This is a genomic window from Streptomyces sp. NPDC054863 (assembly GCF_053610825.1).
The window spans coordinates 1-15,700 of record NZ_JBSGZD010000069.1; the positions used below are offsets into that span (position 1 = coordinate 1).

14 protein-coding genes and 1 tRNA gene are annotated in these 15,700 nt (G+C 70.4%); 5 read left to right on the forward strand and 10 right to left on the reverse strand.

The window, feature by feature from the left end; all coding sequences use genetic code 11:
* Nucleotides 1-55: 55 nt before the first annotated feature.
* Both ACWGIG_RS15510 and ACWGIG_RS15515 read right to left on the reverse strand, forming a co-directional pair.
* On the reverse strand, nucleotides 56-2,593 hold the full coding sequence (locus ACWGIG_RS15510; protein WP_453322104.1) for an ABC transporter permease: 2,538 nt from the start codon (nucleotides 2,591-2,593) through the stop codon (nucleotides 56-58).
* Nucleotides 2,594-2,646: 53 nt separating this feature from the next.
* Nucleotides 2,647-3,399, reverse strand: a complete 753-nt coding sequence (locus ACWGIG_RS15515; protein WP_453322127.1) for an ABC transporter ATP-binding protein — start codon at nucleotides 3,397-3,399, stop codon at nucleotides 2,647-2,649.
* 455 nt (nucleotides 3,400-3,854) lie between these two features.
* Here ACWGIG_RS15515 and ACWGIG_RS15520 point away from each other — a divergent pair.
* Together ACWGIG_RS15520 and ACWGIG_RS15525 are read left to right on the forward strand one after the other, a co-directional pair.
* A tRNA-Leu gene (locus ACWGIG_RS15520) sits at nucleotides 3,855-3,937 on the forward strand.
* 156 nt (nucleotides 3,938-4,093) lie between these two features.
* Entirely contained in the window at nucleotides 4,094-4,978 is an 885-nt protein-coding gene (locus ACWGIG_RS15525) for a Bax inhibitor-1/YccA family protein (protein ID WP_453322105.1), read from the forward strand.
* A gap of 130 nt (nucleotides 4,979-5,108) precedes the next feature.
* On the opposite strand, the gene ACWGIG_RS15530 is transcribed toward ACWGIG_RS15525, so the two are convergent.
* Nucleotides 5,109-5,339, reverse strand: coding sequence for a DUF4287 domain-containing protein (locus ACWGIG_RS15530; RefSeq protein WP_398419646.1), 231 nt, complete (start codon nucleotides 5,337-5,339; stop codon nucleotides 5,109-5,111).
* A 102-nt stretch (nucleotides 5,340-5,441) separates the two neighbouring features.
* On the opposite strand from ACWGIG_RS15530, the gene ACWGIG_RS15535 reads away from it, so the two are divergent.
* Nucleotides 5,442-5,753: a hypothetical protein gene (locus tag ACWGIG_RS15535; RefSeq protein ID WP_453322106.1), complete on the forward strand. Its 312-nt coding sequence runs from the start codon at nucleotides 5,442-5,444 to the stop codon at nucleotides 5,751-5,753.
* A gap of 55 nt (nucleotides 5,754-5,808) precedes the next feature.
* Here ACWGIG_RS15535 and ACWGIG_RS15540 read toward each other — a convergent pair whose 3' ends face one another.
* The 3 genes from ACWGIG_RS15540 to ACWGIG_RS15550 all read right to left on the reverse strand — a co-directional run bounded on the left by ACWGIG_RS15540 (nucleotide 5,809) and on the right by ACWGIG_RS15550 (nucleotide 9,886).
* Nucleotides 5,809-6,879: a hypothetical protein gene (locus tag ACWGIG_RS15540; protein WP_453322128.1), complete on the reverse strand. Its 1,071-nt coding sequence runs from the start codon at nucleotides 6,877-6,879 to the stop codon at nucleotides 5,809-5,811.
* Nucleotides 6,880-7,374: 495 nt separating this feature from the next.
* Complete coding sequence (locus ACWGIG_RS15545) at nucleotides 7,375-8,595, reverse strand: acetyl-CoA C-acetyltransferase (protein WP_453322107.1); 1,221 nt, start codon at nucleotides 8,593-8,595, stop codon at nucleotides 7,375-7,377.
* A gap of 292 nt (nucleotides 8,596-8,887) precedes the next feature.
* Complete coding sequence (locus tag ACWGIG_RS15550; protein ID WP_453322108.1) at nucleotides 8,888-9,886, reverse strand: SGNH/GDSL hydrolase family protein; 999 nt, start codon at nucleotides 9,884-9,886, stop codon at nucleotides 8,888-8,890.
* Nucleotides 9,887-10,075: 189 nt separating this feature from the next.
* Between ACWGIG_RS15550 and ACWGIG_RS15555 the strand changes: the two genes are divergently transcribed.
* Nucleotides 10,076-11,467, forward strand: coding sequence for a cystathionine beta-synthase (locus tag ACWGIG_RS15555; RefSeq protein ID WP_453322109.1), 1,392 nt, complete (start codon nucleotides 10,076-10,078; stop codon nucleotides 11,465-11,467).
* 345 nt (nucleotides 11,468-11,812) lie between these two features.
* On the opposite strand, the gene ACWGIG_RS15560 is transcribed toward ACWGIG_RS15555, so the two are convergent.
* Together ACWGIG_RS15560 and ACWGIG_RS15565 are read right to left on the reverse strand one after the other, a co-directional pair.
* Nucleotides 11,813-12,265, reverse strand: a complete 453-nt coding sequence (locus ACWGIG_RS15560) for a hypothetical protein (RefSeq protein WP_453322110.1) — start codon at nucleotides 12,263-12,265, stop codon at nucleotides 11,813-11,815.
* A gap of 9 nt (nucleotides 12,266-12,274) precedes the next feature.
* Entirely contained in the window at nucleotides 12,275-13,732 is a 1,458-nt protein-coding gene (locus ACWGIG_RS15565; RefSeq protein ID WP_453322111.1) for a purine-cytosine permease family protein, read from the reverse strand.
* 156 nt (nucleotides 13,733-13,888) lie between these two features.
* Between ACWGIG_RS15565 and ACWGIG_RS15570 the strand changes: the two genes are divergently transcribed.
* Nucleotides 13,889-14,737: a MurR/RpiR family transcriptional regulator gene (locus tag ACWGIG_RS15570; RefSeq protein ID WP_453322112.1), complete on the forward strand. Its 849-nt coding sequence runs from the start codon at nucleotides 13,889-13,891 to the stop codon at nucleotides 14,735-14,737.
* 79 nt (nucleotides 14,738-14,816) lie between these two features.
* Here ACWGIG_RS15570 and ACWGIG_RS15575 read toward each other — a convergent pair whose 3' ends face one another.
* Nucleotides 14,817-15,191 carry a hypothetical protein gene (locus ACWGIG_RS15575; protein ID WP_453322113.1) on the reverse strand — a complete coding sequence of 125 codons (375 nt, stop codon included), beginning with the start codon at nucleotides 15,189-15,191 and terminating at the stop codon, nucleotides 14,817-14,819.
* Nucleotides 15,192-15,216: 25 nt separating this feature from the next.
* Nucleotides 15,217-15,648: a roadblock/LC7 domain-containing protein gene (locus tag ACWGIG_RS15580; RefSeq protein WP_453322114.1), complete on the reverse strand. Its 432-nt coding sequence runs from the start codon at nucleotides 15,646-15,648 to the stop codon at nucleotides 15,217-15,219.
* Between the last annotated feature and the right edge of the window lie 52 nt (nucleotides 15,649-15,700).

Sequence of the window (15,700 nt, forward strand, 5' to 3'; positions counted from 1 at the left end):
CCCACGACGTACGCACGTCGTGGGGGCCGCCCCGGGTTCCTGTGGTCCCGGTGGGCTATTCGGCCTTGATGGCGGAGAGCATGTTCAGCTTCGCCGCGCTGCGGGCCGGCCACATGGCGGCCAGTACGCCGACCACGCCGGCCAGCACCAGGAAGATGCCGATGCGGTCCCACGGGATGATCAGCGAGTAGCCGACGACCTGGTCCTTGATGGTCTGGCCGATGGCCCAGGCCAGGAACGTACCGAGGACCACACCGACCACCGCGCCGAACACCGAGATCACCACGGCCTCCAGACGGATCATGGTCTTGACCCTGCCGCGCGCCAGGCCGATCGCCCGCAGCATGCCGATCTCCTGCTGGCGCTCGAAGACCGACATCGCGAGGGTGTTGACGACACCGAGCACGGCGATGACCAGGGCCATGGCGAGCAGGCCGTACATGATGTTGAGCATCTGGTTGACGACGCCGCCGAACTCGTTGCGGATGTCGTTGCTGTCCATCATGACGATCGCCGGGTTCTTGCCGAGCGAGTCGACCAGGGACTGCTCGTTGGCCGCGTTCGCGCCGCCGTCCATGGTCACGTACGCCGAGTAGATGAGCGGCTTCTGAGTGTGCTGCGCCAGGGTCTTGGCATCGATCATGATGCCGCTCAGGAACTCGTTGCGGCCGTAGATGCCGTTGACGGTGAGCTTGGTCTTCTTGCCGTCCTCGAAGGCCATGTCCAGGGTCTGGCCGACCCGGTAGCCCTCGCTCGCTGCGGTCTTCTCGTCGACCGCGATCCCGCCGCGGGCCAGGCCGCCCAGCGATCCCTCGACGACGGAGAGGTTCAGTACCTTCTCGACGTCGCCCGGGGTGACGCCCACCGCGTTCTGGAAGGAGTCGCCGGGGCCCTTGAGGGAGCCGAACTGCTGCGGCGACGAGGCGGTGACGCCCTTGGCCTTGGCGATCGTCTCGATGACGGACCTGTCCAGGGAGGAGTGGTTGGCCATCGAGACCATGTAGTCGGCCTTGACCACTGCCGTGGTCTGGTTGTCGATGGCCCGGCCCATGGTCACGCCGAGCACGGTCAGACCGGTGACCAGGGTGAGGCCGATGGCCAGGGCGGACGCGGTGGCGCCGGTGCGGCGCGGGTTGCGGACCGAGTTCAGCCCGGCCAGCTTGCCGGAGACCTTGAACACGCGGTGCAGCAGCGGGCGCACCAGGGCGATCACCGGCCGCGACAGCAGCGGGATCAGGATGATGATGCCGATCAGGGCCAGGAACGCGCCGCCCCCGATGAGGATCCGGCCCGTCTCCTTGCCCATGGCCGCGCCGGCGACGACGGTGGCCGCACCGATGCCGGTGACGACGGCGCCGAGGACGTTCCGTACGACCAGGGACTTCATGGACGGGGTGGCGTGCACGCTGCTCATCGCGGCGACCGGCGGGATCTTCGCGGCCCGGCGGGCGGGCAGCCAGGCGGCGAACATCGTGATCAGCACGCCGACGGTCAGCGAGGCGACCACCGGGGTCACGCCGACGACCAGCGGGCCGTCCGGGAGCTGGGCGCCCATGGCGTCCATCACCGGGCTCAGACCCGCTGCCAGGCCCAGGCCGAGGGCGAAACCGATCACCGAGGCGATCAGGCCGACGAGGCCGGCCTCGGCCAGGATCGAGCGGGTGATCTGCTTGCGCGAGGCACCGACGGCGCGCATCAGCGCGAGTTCCTTGGTGCGCTGGGCGACCAGCATGGTGAAGGTGTTGGAGATCAGGAAGACCCCGACGAACAGCGCGATCCCGGCGAAGCCCAGCAGCACCTGGGTGAGGGTCTTCGTCGACTCCGAGACCATCCGCTCCTCTTCTGCGGCGAGCTGCCGGCCCGTCTGCACCTCGGCGTCCTTGGACACCAGCGGCGCGATCGCGTCCCGCAGCGCGCTCTGGTCGGTGCCGGGCCTGCCGGTCACGGTGACCGAGGAGTAGTGGCCGGGCTTGAGGAAGAGCTCCTGCGCGGTCCTGTTGTCGAACAGCACCAGGCTGCCGCCGGAGTTGACGTCACCCTGGTCGGAGGTGAAGACACCGCTGAGGGTGTACTCCTTCACCGGACGGTTGGTGGCGATGCGGACCTTGTCGCCGACCTTGTACCCGCCCTTGTCGGCGGTCGCCTTGTCGAGGGCGATCTCACCGGAGTTCGCCGGGCCGTGGCCGCCGGTGAAGCGGTAGCGCCAGTCCTGGCCGTCCTTGCCGGGGAAGAAGTTGCCACCCTTGTTGGACCAGCCCTGGGCGATGAGCTTGCCGTCGCGGTCGGCCGCTCCCGCGAAGCCGTGAACCACGCCGGTGGCCGCGTCCGCGCCGGGCACGGCGGCGATCCTGGCGAGCTGGGCCTGGCTGACGCCCGGCCGCTGTTCGGCGGCGTCGGCAGGGGTGCCGTAGTCGGTGATGCCGACGGCCACGTTGTCGAGCCCCTTGCTCAACTGCTGGCGGTAGGCGTTGTGGAGGCTGTCGCTGAAGATCAGGGTGCCGGAGACGAAGGCGACGCCGAGCATGACGGCGAGCACGGTCATCAGCAGCCTGGCCTTGTGCGCGAGCACATTGCGCAGGGCGGTGCGGAACATGGATGTACGTCCTGGAGGAAGAGAGGTCGGTGGGCGGAGGGCCGGAGCGCTGGTCAGCTCGTACGGCCCTTGGTGTCGAAGTCCTTCATCCGGTCGAGGACACCGTCCGCGGTGGGGTGCAGCATCTCGTCGACGATCCGCCCGTCGGCCAGGAAGATCACCCGGTCCGCGTAGGAGGCGGCCACCGGGTCGTGCGTCACCATGACGACTGTCTGCCCCAGCTCGCGCACCGAATTGCGGAGGAAGCCCAGCACCTCCGCGCCGGAGCGGGAGTCCAGGTTTCCGGTCGGCTCGTCGCCGAACATGATCTCCGGCCTGCTCGCCAGCGCACGCGCCACGGCCACCCGCTGCTGCTGTCCGCCGGACAGCTCCGACGGCCGGTGCTTCAGCCGGGCCGAGAGGCCGACCATCTCGATGACCTTGTCCAGCCACGCCTTGTCGGGCCTGCGGCCCGCGATGTCCATCGGCAGCGTGATGTTCTCCAGCGCGTTCAGCGTCGGCAGCAGGTTGAACGCCTGGAAGATGAATCCGATCTTGTCCCGCCGCAGCTGAGTGAGCTGCTTGTCCTTCAGCGTCCCGAGCTCGGTCTCGCCGATCCGTACGGAACCGGAGGAGAACGAGTCCAGCCCGGCCACACAGTGCATCAGCGTCGACTTGCCGGAGCCCGAGGGGCCCATGATCGCGGTGAACTCGCCCTGCCGGAAGTCGACCGTCACCCGGTCCAGCGCGACGACCTGGGTCTCACCGTGCCCGTAGACCTTGGACAGTTCGGTGGCACGGGCGGCCACCGCGGTGGCGCGGTGCATGGACTGCTGGGGGTACGTGGTCACGGTGGAGCTCCTGTCGGGACGTTTGGGGGGACGCTTCCCATCCTCACGTCGCTTTTACGTCCGCGAGTCCCTCCGCATGGCGGTTCCCGTGACAACCTCCAGACTGACCCCCGGCGGTCCCCGTCCTCCTTGAGTATGACGGCGACCCCGAGACCGGGAGCGGTCCCCGGGCCGCGCTCCGGGCCGCACCGGCGGGGCGACAGTCCTCGTCACCGACCCGGCCACAAGACGTCGAGTTTCCGTCAATCCCGTGCACGCTCAGACACGGGGCGCAACCGGCCCGTCTCGGCTCCGGCCCACGCCACACGACCTGACGGCTCCACTGACACTCCATCAAGCGTCCATAAAATAAGACAGCGTTGGGCCGATGCACGGCTGTCCGGAGGATCTCTGCGGATAGGCTCTGAGCCATTGTCGCGGCCTCGCGCCCTGCCCGGATGGTGGAATGCAGACACGGCGAGCTTAAACCTCGCTGCCCCTCGGGGGCGTACCGGTTCGAGTCCGGTTCCGGGCACGTTCGCGTCCAGCTCTGCTCCTCGCCGCGGCGCAGGGACCACCCCTCGCGTGCGGCAGGATCGGGGAAAGATCCTCCTCTGGTACAGGGGTGGTTTCTTTGCGCCCCCATTACCCTTGACAGCAAGGTCGCACACGGTGGCCATGGAGGAGTGAAATGAGGAGCAGCAACCCGGTCTTCTCGCGACGGGGGTTCAGCCGCGACAACGGCCGCGCGGGCTTCAACGCGCAGCAGCCGCAGGCCGGGGGCCCCGCCGTGGGTACCCAGGGCAACCCCTACGCCCAGGGCAATCCGTACGCCCAGGACGCGACGAACCCGTACGCGACCAATCCGTACGCCCAGCAGGACCAGTACGGCGCCCCGGTAGCACCGCCGCGCGGCAGCGTCATGACGATGGACGACGTCGTCACGCGCACGGCCATCACCCTCGGCCTCGTGGTCGCGGGCGCGACCGTCGCCTGGGTCACGCAGATGAGCCTCGGTCTGGCCATCGGCGCGGCCGTCATCGCGATGGTGCTCGGCCTGATCCAGTCGTTCAAGCAGAAGCCCGTCCCGGCGCTGATCCTGGCGTACGCGGCCTTCGAGGGCCTCTTCCTCGGCGCGATCAGCAACTACGTCAACACGTGGGTCGCACAGGGCGCCGCGATGCAGGCGGTACTGGGCACGATGGCGGTCTTCGTCACCATGCTCGTGCTCTACAAGACCCGGATCGTCCGGGTCACGGCCCGCTTCACGCGCTTCGTGATGATCGCCGCGATCAGCTTCATGGTGCTCACCGCCGTGAACCTGCTGTTCATGGTGTTCGGCGGCGGTGACGGCCTCGGCTTCCGCAGCGGCGGCCTGGGCATCATCTTCGGCGTCGTGGGCGTGCTGCTCGGTGCGTTCTTCCTCGCCATGGACTTCAAGCAGGTCGAGGACGGCATCGCGTACGGCGCCCCGCGCGAGGAGTCGTGGATGGCGGCCTTCGGCCTCACCATGACCCTGGTGTGGATCTACCTGGAGATGCTGCGTCTCGTCTCGATCCTGAGCGGCGACGACTAGCAGACCCGTTGCGCGGCTTCACGACCGCGCGGCACCGCAGCCTCGCTGCGTCGCAGAGAAGGGCCCGCAGACCGTACGGACGGTCTGCGGGCCCTTCCGCGTGCGTGAGGGGGGGACAGGGGTCGGAGGGTCAGAGGAACTTTCTGGCGGCGCGCCTCAGGTCGTACTCGTGGATGATCGCCTTGGCGTGGCCGTGGGCCAGGTTGTGCTCGCTGCGGAGCCAGCTCACCTTTTCCTCGAAGCGGAAGAGGGAGGGCCCGTCGTCGACGGTGCGCAGCCAGTCGGACACTTCACGACCGGTGCAGTGGGGGATTCGGGAGAGCAGGTTGCGATGGGTCTCTTCGGAGAAGACTTGGGACATCGGCGCCTCCGGAAGGCATTGCGCGGTGCTGGTCCTTCACGTCACCGTGCCTGAGTGTTGGCCTGTTGGCAACAGTCCCGGCCGGGCGCGTAGGGTCGCGATGTGCTGGATACGACACCCTTGCTGACCGCCGTGGAGCGGCTCGCCGACCGGCTGCGCTCCACCCCCGAGAGCAGGCTGCGCCAAGGCGCGGCAGCCGAAGGACTGGCGCTGGCCAGGGAATTCGCGCTGCGGGCGCAGCGCCTGGAGTTCCCCGGCCGGGAGCCGCTGCCGATGCCGGACGCGGGCCTGTTCGCCGTGGCCGATCAACTGGCGGTCGCGGGGCGCGATTTGGCACTGGTCGTGGGAACGGCCCCGTCCGGTGAATTGGACGAGGCCGTGGCGCTGGTGGAAGCGGCCGAGAAGCGGCTGTAGGGCCGCCTGAAAGGCCCTTGCGCGGGACGCGGGCCCCTTGGCCGGGTACGGGGCCTTATGCGGGGTACGAGGCGATGACGCGGTCCGCGAGGATGTAGACGTTCTCCTCGCCGCACGAGAACGTCAGCGCGTAGGCCCCGGAAATGCCGGAGCCGCCGAGCAGTACCGGGGGCCTCCCGTCCCGCAGCGACTGCGCGAGCAGTTCCGCCGTCTCGCGGTGGCCGGGGGTCATGCACAGCGTCGTACCGTCCACGAAGACGTACACGTCGAGGGTGCCGAGCGGGCCCGGCCGGATGTCCGCGAGCGGGGCGCGGGTGACGGCGAGCCCCTCCAGCCTGGCCATCGTCGCGTCGTGGTCGCCGCGGTCGGCGCCGGGGGAGGCCGCCGGCTGCGGCACGAAGGGCACGAAGTCGGGGTGCGAGGGGTGCCGGCGGCGGGCGGCGGCCAGCTCGGCGGAGTCGCCGGGCAGGTCGTCGTCCGCGTCGCTGTCGTCCTCGACAGAGGCATCGGCTTCGGCTTCGGCTTCGGTGGAGGCTTCGGCGTCCGTGAGGTCGCCGTTGCGGTGGCTTCCGGTGCGCTGTGCCTGCTGCGCGTCCTTCAGGGCCTGGGCCGCGTACTCGGCCTCGGCGGCCTCCTCCTCCTCGATGGAGAGGTAGAACTCCGACTCCTCGGCGCCGTAGGCACGCGTCGCCTCCAGGAGGGCCTCCAGCTCGCCCTCCTGCAGCCCGGTGAACTCGGCGGGCCTGGGCATGTAGTACGAGAGGGACTCCTGCTCGGCCGTGGTGAAACCGCCGAGCAGCGACGGGGCGTCCGCCGCGTCCCTGGCCTCCTGCGCCGCCCAGAACGCGCGCGCCTCGGCCAGCTCCCGCTCCCGCTCCTCGGCCAGGGCCTCGGTCACTGCGGCCCGTATCTCGGCGGCCGGAGTGACCGAGGTGCCGCTGCTGCGGGTCTGCTGGGGGAGCGCGGCGAGCGCCGCCCTGGCCTGCGACTGTGCCGCCTGCTCGCGGTCGGCCGCGCGGTCGGCGCGCAACGCGGCGACCTCCTCGCGGAGTTCACGGACGGTGCGCAGGGCGGCGGCGCCCACGGCCGCCGTGGCAGCGGTGGCGAGCAGCAGGGCAAGAGACATGGCGCTCACTGACGTACTCCTGAATTCATTGCGATCCCCTGGACGAACCCGGCCGACTTCCGAGGCGGACCCCGGCCGATATCGGTCCCCCGACCGATCCCCCGGACTTCCTACCTCAGCTTCCCGTGTGCGCTCGCTCGCCGGCAGTGCATTACGTCATGAATTGGACAGGTCTTTGGACCTGGTCTTTCGTCCGTAAACAGCCGTGACCTGCGTGAACGAGGTTCCCCCCGGGGACAGATCACATCCTGGGGGAGATTGGGTCACGACTGGGACGCGACACGATTGACGGGGCGCACGGGGGGCGCGCACCGGATGCGCTCAGATGATTGTGCGCTTCGAACGGGCGGCGCGCTCGGTGATCTCGGGGATTCGTGAGCTGTCCCACAGAAAGGGTGTACGGAGGGTGTGCCTCCGGTCGCAATGGGGCGTGTGCCTCCGGCCGTTGGAAGGGCCGGTGGAGGTCCGTGGGAGGGCCGGAGGCACACCTTGCTGTCAGCTGAGGCGCTCGATGACCATGGCCATGCCCTGGCCGCCGCCGACGCACATCGTCTCCAGGCCGAACTGCTTGTCGTGGAACTGGAGGCTGTTGATGAGGGTGGTGGTGATGCGGGCGCCGGTCATGCCGAAGGGGTGGCCGACGGCGATGGCGCCGCCGTTGACGTTGACCTTGTCGAGGTCCAGGCCGAGGTCCTGGTACGAGGGGATCACCTGGGCGGCGAACGCCTCGTTGATCTCGGCCAGGTCGATGTCGCCGACGCTCAGCCCGGCGCGCTTCAGCGCCTGCCTGCTGGCCTCGACCGGCCCGTAGCCCATGATCTCGGGCGAGAGGCCGGAGACACCGGTGGAGACGATGCGGGCGAGCGGCGTCAGGCCGAGCTCGCGCGCCTTGGTGTCGGACATGATCACGAGGGCGGCGGCGCCGTCGTTGAGCGGGCAGCAGTTGCCGGCGGTGACGAGGCCGTCGGGGCGGAAGACGGGCTTGAGGCCCGAGACGCCTTCGAGGGTGACGCCTGCGCGCGGGCCGTCGTCCTGGCTGACGACCGTGCCGTCGGGGGTGGTGACCGGGGTGATCTCCCGCTCCCAGAAGCCGTTCTTGATGGCCTGCTCGGCGAGGTTCTGCGAGCGGACGCCGAAGGCGTCCATGTCGGCGCGGGTCACGCCCTTGAGCCGGGCCAGGTTCTCGGCGGTCTGCCCCATCGAGATGTACGCATCCGGTACGAGGCCGTCCTCGCGGGGGTCGCGCCAGTCGTCGCCGCCCTGCTCGGCGCGGGCGGCGGTACGGGCCTCGGCGTCCGCGAACAGCGGGTTGTGCGTGTCCGGGAGCGAGTCCGAGTTCCCCTTCGCGAAGCGCGACACCATCTCGACACCGGCGGAGACGAACACGTCCCCCTCGCCGGCCTTGATGGCGTGCAGGGCCATGCGGGAGGTCTGGAGGGAGGAGGAGCAGTAGCGGGTGACCGTACAGCCGGGGAGGTGGTCCATCCCCATCTGCACGGCGACGATGCGGCCGAGGTTGTTGCCCTGCTCGCCGCCGGGGAGGCCGCAGCCGAGCATCAGGTCGTCGATGTCGCGCGGGTCGAGCTCGGGGACCTTGGCGAGGGCGCTCTGGATGATGGTCGCGGTGAGGTCGTCGGCGCGGAGGTCCTTGAGCGAGCCCTTGAAGGCGCGGCCGATGGGGGAGCGGGCGGTGGAGACGATCACGGCTTCGGGCATCGGGACTCCTGGAGGTGCGGGGTGGGTGCGGGTGAAGTGGCCGGTCCTCCTTCGAAGTTACCGGCACGTACCGGGAGTGGTCACCGGGTGGGTGGTGTGACGCGGACCGCACTTCTAAGCGGTTGCTCAGGCAGGCGGCGGGGTGACCCCGCTGCCCAAGAGGGCCGGGGGGCCGGGGGCAGGCATTGAGGGGCGCGGGGAACTGCGCGATCTGCCACGACGCACCCGCACGACGACCACCGGCCCCGGGGGCCCCGCTGCCCAAGGCGGCGAGGAGGGCAGGGGCCCACCCCTACCCCCGCGCACCGGTCGTCGAGGGCGACGCGGGGTCCGGTGCCGCCGGGATCCTGCGGCGGCGCCGGTGCTTCAGGAGGGCCCAGGGCGCGCGTGCCCCGGTGACCTCCGTCCCCGCCTCCGACGCGGCCTTCGTCGCCGCCCTGGCGACCGGCAGCATGCCCTCGTCGCGGGAGCCGTCCAGCCGGTCGGATTCCGGCCAAAGACCGAGTGCCGCGCACAGTGTGGGGAGTACCGCCATGGCCGCGGTGGAGTACCCCTCCGCCGAGGGGTGGTAGTTGTCGGGGCCGAAGAGCTCGCGCGGGTTCGCCGCGAATTCCGGCCCGAGGAGGTCGCCGAGCGACACCGTCCGCCCGCCCTGTTCGACGACTCCGATCGTCTGCGCCGCCGCCAGCTGCCGCGAGACCCTGCGGGCCAGCCACCGCAGCGGCTGGTACACCGGCTCGATCGTGCCCAGGTCGGGGCAGGTCCCGACGATGACCTCCGCGCCGGCCGTGCGCAGCCTCCGTACCGCCGAAGCCAGATGGCGTACCGACTGGGTCGGGGGCATCCGGTGCGTCACGTCGTTCGCGCCGATCATGATCACGCACACGTCCGGGGGCTGCACCGGGTCCCGGACGAGCAGGGACACCTGGCGCTCCAGGTCGTCGGACATGGCGCCGGGAAGCGCCACGTTGCGCAGTTCCACCGGCCGCTCCGCGACCGCCGCCAGGCCCGAGGCCAGGAGTGCGCCCGGGGTGTGCCCGGCCCGCCGTACGCCCTGGCCGGCCGCCGTGGAGTCGCCGAGCACCCCCAGCCGCAGCGGCGGCAGGCCGGTCCGGCCCGTGAAGGCCGTGCCGTACAGGCCGTCCGCCGGTGGGGCGATCGGCGCGACCGAGCCGCCCACCGCCCGTTTCGCCAGCTGTACCTCCGCGAGCACCAGTCCCACCGTCGCGGCCCCGATCAGCCCGATGCCGCCGCCGCCGTACGCCGCGCCCGCGGCGATTCGCCGTGCCACCCTCGCCCTCGACACAGTCGCAGCCACCTCCTCGAAGAGCCATCCGCACGAACGTCCGTGCGCCTGTCGGTCCGTACACCTGCTAACTGCCCGGTAACAGGTGCTGCTCAATCTCCGCCAATGGTGATTACGGGAGGTGGAGCATCGGTCTACTCTGGGCCGCACCATCACGGAGACCCCGGAGAAGACGTGCAATTTCACGACTCGATGATCAGCCTCGTAGGCAACACCCCGCTGGTGAAGCTGAACCGAGTGACCGCAGGCATTCAGGCGACCGTTCTGGCTAAGGTCGAATACTTCAACCCGGGCGGATCCGTGAAGGACCGGATCGCCGTCCGCATGATCGAGGCCGCCGAGGAGAGCGGTGCGCTGCAGCCCGGCGGCACCATCGTCGAGCCGACTTCCGGCAACACCGGCGTCGGCCTGGCGATCGTGGCCCAGCAGAAGGGCTACAAGTGCATCTTCGTCTGCCCGGACAAGGTGTCGCTCGACAAGATCAATGTGCTGCGGGCGTACGGCGCGGAGGTCGTGGTCTGCCCCACGGCCGTCGACCCCGAGCACCCGGACTCGTACTACAACGTCTCGGACCGCCTCGTCCGTGAGACGCCCGGTGCCTGGAAGCCCGACCAGTACAGCAACCCCAACAACCCGCGCTCGCACTACGAGACGACCGGACCCGAGCTCTGGGAGCAGACGGACGGGAAGATCACCCACTTCGTGGCGGGCGTCGGCACCGGCGGCACGATCTCCGGCACCGGCCGGTACCTCAAGGAGGCCAGCGGCGGGAAGGTCACCGTCGTCGGCGCGGACCCGGAGGGGTCCGTGTACTCCGGCGGCTCGGGGCGCCCGTACCTCGTCGAGGGCGTCGGCGAGGACTTCTGGCCGACGGCGTACGACAAGAACATCACGGACGAGATCGTCGCGGTGTCCGACAAGGACTCCTTCCAGATGACGCGCCGCCTCGCCAAGGAGGAGGGGCTGCTGGTCGGCGGCTCCTGCGGCATGGCGGTCGTGGGCGCGCTGCGGGTGGCGGAGCGGCTCGGTCCCGACGACGTGGTCGTCGTCCTGCTGCCGGACAGCGGGCGCGGCTACATGAGCAAGATCTTCAGCGACGAGTGGATGGCCGACTACGGCTTCCTGGAGGACTCCGGTCCCTCGGCGCAGGTCGGCGACGTCCTCCAGTACAAGGAGGGCGGGGCCATGCCGCACCTGGTGCACATGCACCCGGAGGAGACCGTCGGCGAGGCCATCGAGGTGCTCCGCGAGTACGGCGTCTCGCAGATGCCGATCGTGAAGCCGGGCGCGGGCCACCCGGACGTGATGGCCGCCGAGGTCATCGGTTCGGTCGTCGAACGGGAGCTGCTGGACGCCCTGTTCGCCCAGCGGGCCTCGCTCGGCGACCCGCTGGAGAAGCACATGTCGGCCCCGCTGCCGCAGGTCGGCTCCGGTGAGCCGGTCGAGGACCTGATGAGCGTCCTCGGCGGCAAGGGCGGTGCGGACGCGGCGATCGTGCTGGTCGAGGGCAAGCCGACCGGCGTGGTGAGCCGGCAGGACCTGCTCGCGTTCCTCGCGAAGGGCTGACGCGCCGCCGCTCTCCGAGCGGGTGTACGGGCGGGTGTTGCGTGCGGGACTTCGCGCAAACGGTACGAGCGCGTCATGCGGTCGCAGCACCCGCTTAACACGGCGCGGGCACAGTGGTGGTTGTCGGCGTCACGGACAACCGGAGCGGCTCCCGGGCCTCCGCGGACGTCAGGACACGGGTCACCGGCCCTGACCCGGACCGTGTCCGCGCGTGGGGACCGTCGTCGTCCCGCCCCCCGGGCAGCCGGGGGTGCGGCGGTCCCCGCGTCAGACTTTCCGGCGCCGGACTTGCCGGGTACCGGGTTTCAGGCGCCGCCGGCTTCAGGGCTTCAGGGCTTCGGGGCGTCAGTCCTCCCAGTCGGAGGACCCCTCCCGTCGCCCGCGCCCCGGAGAATCACCGAGCGGCCAACTCCGCGAAGAATGAACGGCGTTGACGCCGAAGATGCCCAGCCAGCAGACCACCAGGCCGATCAGCCCGGCATTCACCACCGCGATCGCGGACAGCGGGATCGCCAGTATGAGCGAGATGATCGCGAGCCCGAAGCGCTCGCCGAAGCCGCCGTCCCCCGACGACGGCCGCGCGGGCCGGGACGCGCCCCGTGCGACGACCATCTGCTGCTCGGCCAGCTGGCGGCGCACCCGCCGGTCGACCGTGGTGTCGAGGCGCTGCTCGACCTTCTCCAGGAACGATTCGACCAGGGCCGCCTCGTAGTCCGCCCCGAGTTCCCTCCGGGCGTTGACGGTGGCGTCCAGGTCATTCTTCAGCTCGGCATCGTGAGCACGGCCTGTTGCGTCCATGCTTCGAAACTACGGATTCCGGGCGGCGACGGCAGTGGGGCTATCCCCCGATTTCTCCTGCGGTTCACCCCCGGGGATGTGTGCGGTGTTCCGCCGGGCCAGGAAGAAGTACAGCACCGCGGGGACGAGGAGCCCGATGATCCAGGAGATGTCCGCGCCGCCCAGCGGGGCGACCAGCGGGCCCGTGTAGAAGTGCGTCACCAGGAAGGGCAGCTGGGCGAGGATGCCCACGCCGTAGACGGTGATCGCGTCCCAGCGCCAGGCGCCGTACCTGCCGTGCGGGTCGGAGAGGGCCGGGAGGTCGTACCGCTCGCGGGAGATCAGATAGTAGTCGACCAGGTTGATCGCCGACCACGGGGTGAAGAAGGTCAGCAGGAACAGCAGGAAGTCCTTGAACGAGGTCAGGAAGCTGTCCTTGCCGAGGAGGGCGACCGCCGTCCCGGCGACCATGATGCCCGCGATGTACACGGACCTGGCGCGCGGCGAGAGCTCCCGCTGCCCCCGGAACCCGCTGATGCTCGTCACCATCGACATGAAGCCGCCGTACGTGTTGAGCACGTTGATGGTCAGCTTGCCCAGTGCGATCACGAAGTACAGGAACGAGGCGATCAGGCCGGCCCCGCCGAGCCCGACGACGTACGCCACCTGGCTCTTCATGAACGCCCCGCCGGACGTCGCCGCCACCAGCACGCCGAAGGTCATCGACCACTGCGAGCCGATGCCCGAGCCCGCCAGCGTCCACCAGAAGGTGGCCTTGCCGGACGTCGAGCGCGGCAGATAGCGCGAGTAGTCCGCGACGTACGGGCCGAAGGCGAGCTGCCAGGAGGCGGACAGGGAGACGGCCAGCAGGAACATCGGCAGGTCGAAGCCCGCGTCCGTGCGCAGGACCGCGCCCAGGTCGATGCTGTCCAGCAGACGGACGCCCAGATAGACGAAGGCCAGGGCGCAGACGACGCTGGCGACCCGGCCCAGCGCGTGGATGACCTTGTAGCCGACGGCCGCCATGACCGCGGTCACCGCGGCGAAGACGATGATGCCGGTGGTGTGGCCGAGACGGGTGAGCTCGCCGACCGCCTGGCCCGCCAGGACGCTGCCGCTCGCGAAGAAGCCGACGTACATGAGGATGACCAGGACGAGCGGGACGACTGCCCCCTTGACGCCGAACTGCGCGCGGGACTGGATCATTTGGGGCAGCCCGAGCTTCGGGCCCTGCGCCGAGTGCAGCGCCATGACGGCGCCGCCGAGCAGGTTGCCCAGGAGGAGGCCGATGATCGACCAGAGCGGGCCGCCGCCGAAGACGACGGCGAGGGCGCCGGTGACGACGGCGGTGATCTGGAGGTTCGCGCCCAGCCAGAGAGTGAACTGGGAGAAGGCCCTGCCGTGCCGCTCGGAGTCGGGGACGACGTCGATCGAGCGCCGCTCGACCAGGGAGTCCTTGGGCGCGGGGACCTTCGCGGATTCCGGCATGTGTGTGTCCCTCCCACGCGGTCTGTATATGGTCATGCAGGGTTCTGCGTGGCTGAATAGATGTCAATGGTTGGGCTTGGATTCCCGCATCGTGGATGTACGGAGCAGGGATGTACGGAGCGTGGATGTGCGGCGAGAGAGACAGGAGGCGACGGGATGAGCGACAGCGGTAGCCCTGCGGCGCGGCTTCAGCAGCTTTTCGAGGGGCGGCGGCTCACCCCGACCCAGCGGCGGATCGCGCACAGCATGGTGCGGCGGGCGGCCGAGGTGCCGTTCCTGTCGAGCGTGGAGCTGGCGGAGCTGGCCGGGGTCAGCCAGCCGTCGGTGACCCGGTTCGCGGTCGCGCTGGGCTTCGACGGGTATCCGGCGCTGCGCAAGCACCTGCGGGAGGTCGCGCCGGGCTCCTCCGACGGGCCGGACGCGGCGGCTTCGTACAACGAGTACCAGCAGGCGGTGCAGGCCGAGATCGAGAATCTGCGGCATCTCGCGGACCTGCTCGCCGACCCGGCGCCGGTCGAGCGGGCGGGGCAGCTCCTCGCCGCCTCACGGGTGTTGCCGGTGCTCGGGCTGCGTGCCGCGTCCTCGCAGGCGCGCGGTTTCGCGTACTTCGCGGCGAAGGTGCACCCGGACGTCCGGCTGCTCGACGAGGGCGGGACGATGCTCGCCGACCGGATCGACGCGGCCCGGCGGGCGGGCGCGGACGTCCTGCTGTGCTTCGCGCTGCCGCGCCATCCGCGCGAGGTGGTGGAGGCGCTGGCGTACGCGCGTGAGCAGGGGCTGACCGTGGTCACGGTCGCCGACTCGGCCTTCGCGCCGGTCGCGCGCCACAGCGACCTGCTGATTCCGGCGGCGGTCGGCACGGGGCTCGCCTTCGACACGGCGTGCGCGCCGATGCTGCTGGGGCGGGTGCTCCTGGAGGCGATGTGCGACGGGCTGCCGCAGGCACAGGCGCGGCTGGAGGAGTTCGACGTACGGGCGGCGGCGCGCGGGCTCTTCGTGGAGTAGCGCGCCTGCGCTCCGTGGATCGCGGGAGGGTGGCGGGGGTGCGGGGGCCGGATTCCCGCACCCCCGCCGGGGTGGCTGCTCAGACCTCCAACTCGGCCTCGATCTTCCTGAGTTGGTGACGGGCCATCGCCAGGTTCGCGCGGCCCTTGTCGAGCGCCAGGTAGAGGAAGAGCCCACTGGTGCCGCGGCTCGTGAGCAGTCGGATCAGGTGGTACTGGGTGCCGAGGGTGATGAGGATGTCCTCGATCTCGTCGTTGAGCCCGAGGTGCTCCATGGTGCGGACCTTGGCGCGCACCACGTCGGTGTTCCCGGCGGCGGCGACCGCGAGGTCGAGCTCCTTGCTGCCGCCCGCGGTGCCCAGGGCCATGCCGCTGGTGTAGTCGACGAGGGCGACGCCGATGGTGCCCTCGATGGTGGTCATTGCTTCCTTGAGGGCGGCTTCGGTGTTGGCCATGAGCGGTCACTTCCTTCGTGTGGGTTCAGCCGATGGGTTCGGTCGCGCTGTTCGTGCGGTGCGTACTGTCGACGAGGTCGCCGATGCGGGCTCCGGCCCGGCGGGCTTCGAGGTGCAGCCGGCCCACGTTGATCCGGGGCTCGGCGAGGAGGGTGAGGACGGCCGAGGCTCCGGCGGCGTACGTCGCGACGTACCCCTCCTCGCCCCGTACGAGCAGTTCCCGGAAGTCACCCCTGCCGGTGGCGTCCGCCAGCCGCAGCGAGACGCCGAGTGCGGCGGCGGTGAGCGCGGCGACGCCCTCGGCCTCGACGACGCCGGAGGCGTCCTCGGCGATCACCAGGCCGTCCACACTGGCGGCGACGGCGCCGGTCAGCTGGGGGAGCCTGGTCCTCAGCCGCCGCAGTTCCTCCAGGACCCGAGCCAGGGTCTCGGGGTCCGGCGGCCTCGGCATCGGCATCCGCCCCTCCGTGCGCCTGTCCGTCCGTACGGTCCGGGTGCGCAGTGCGCGC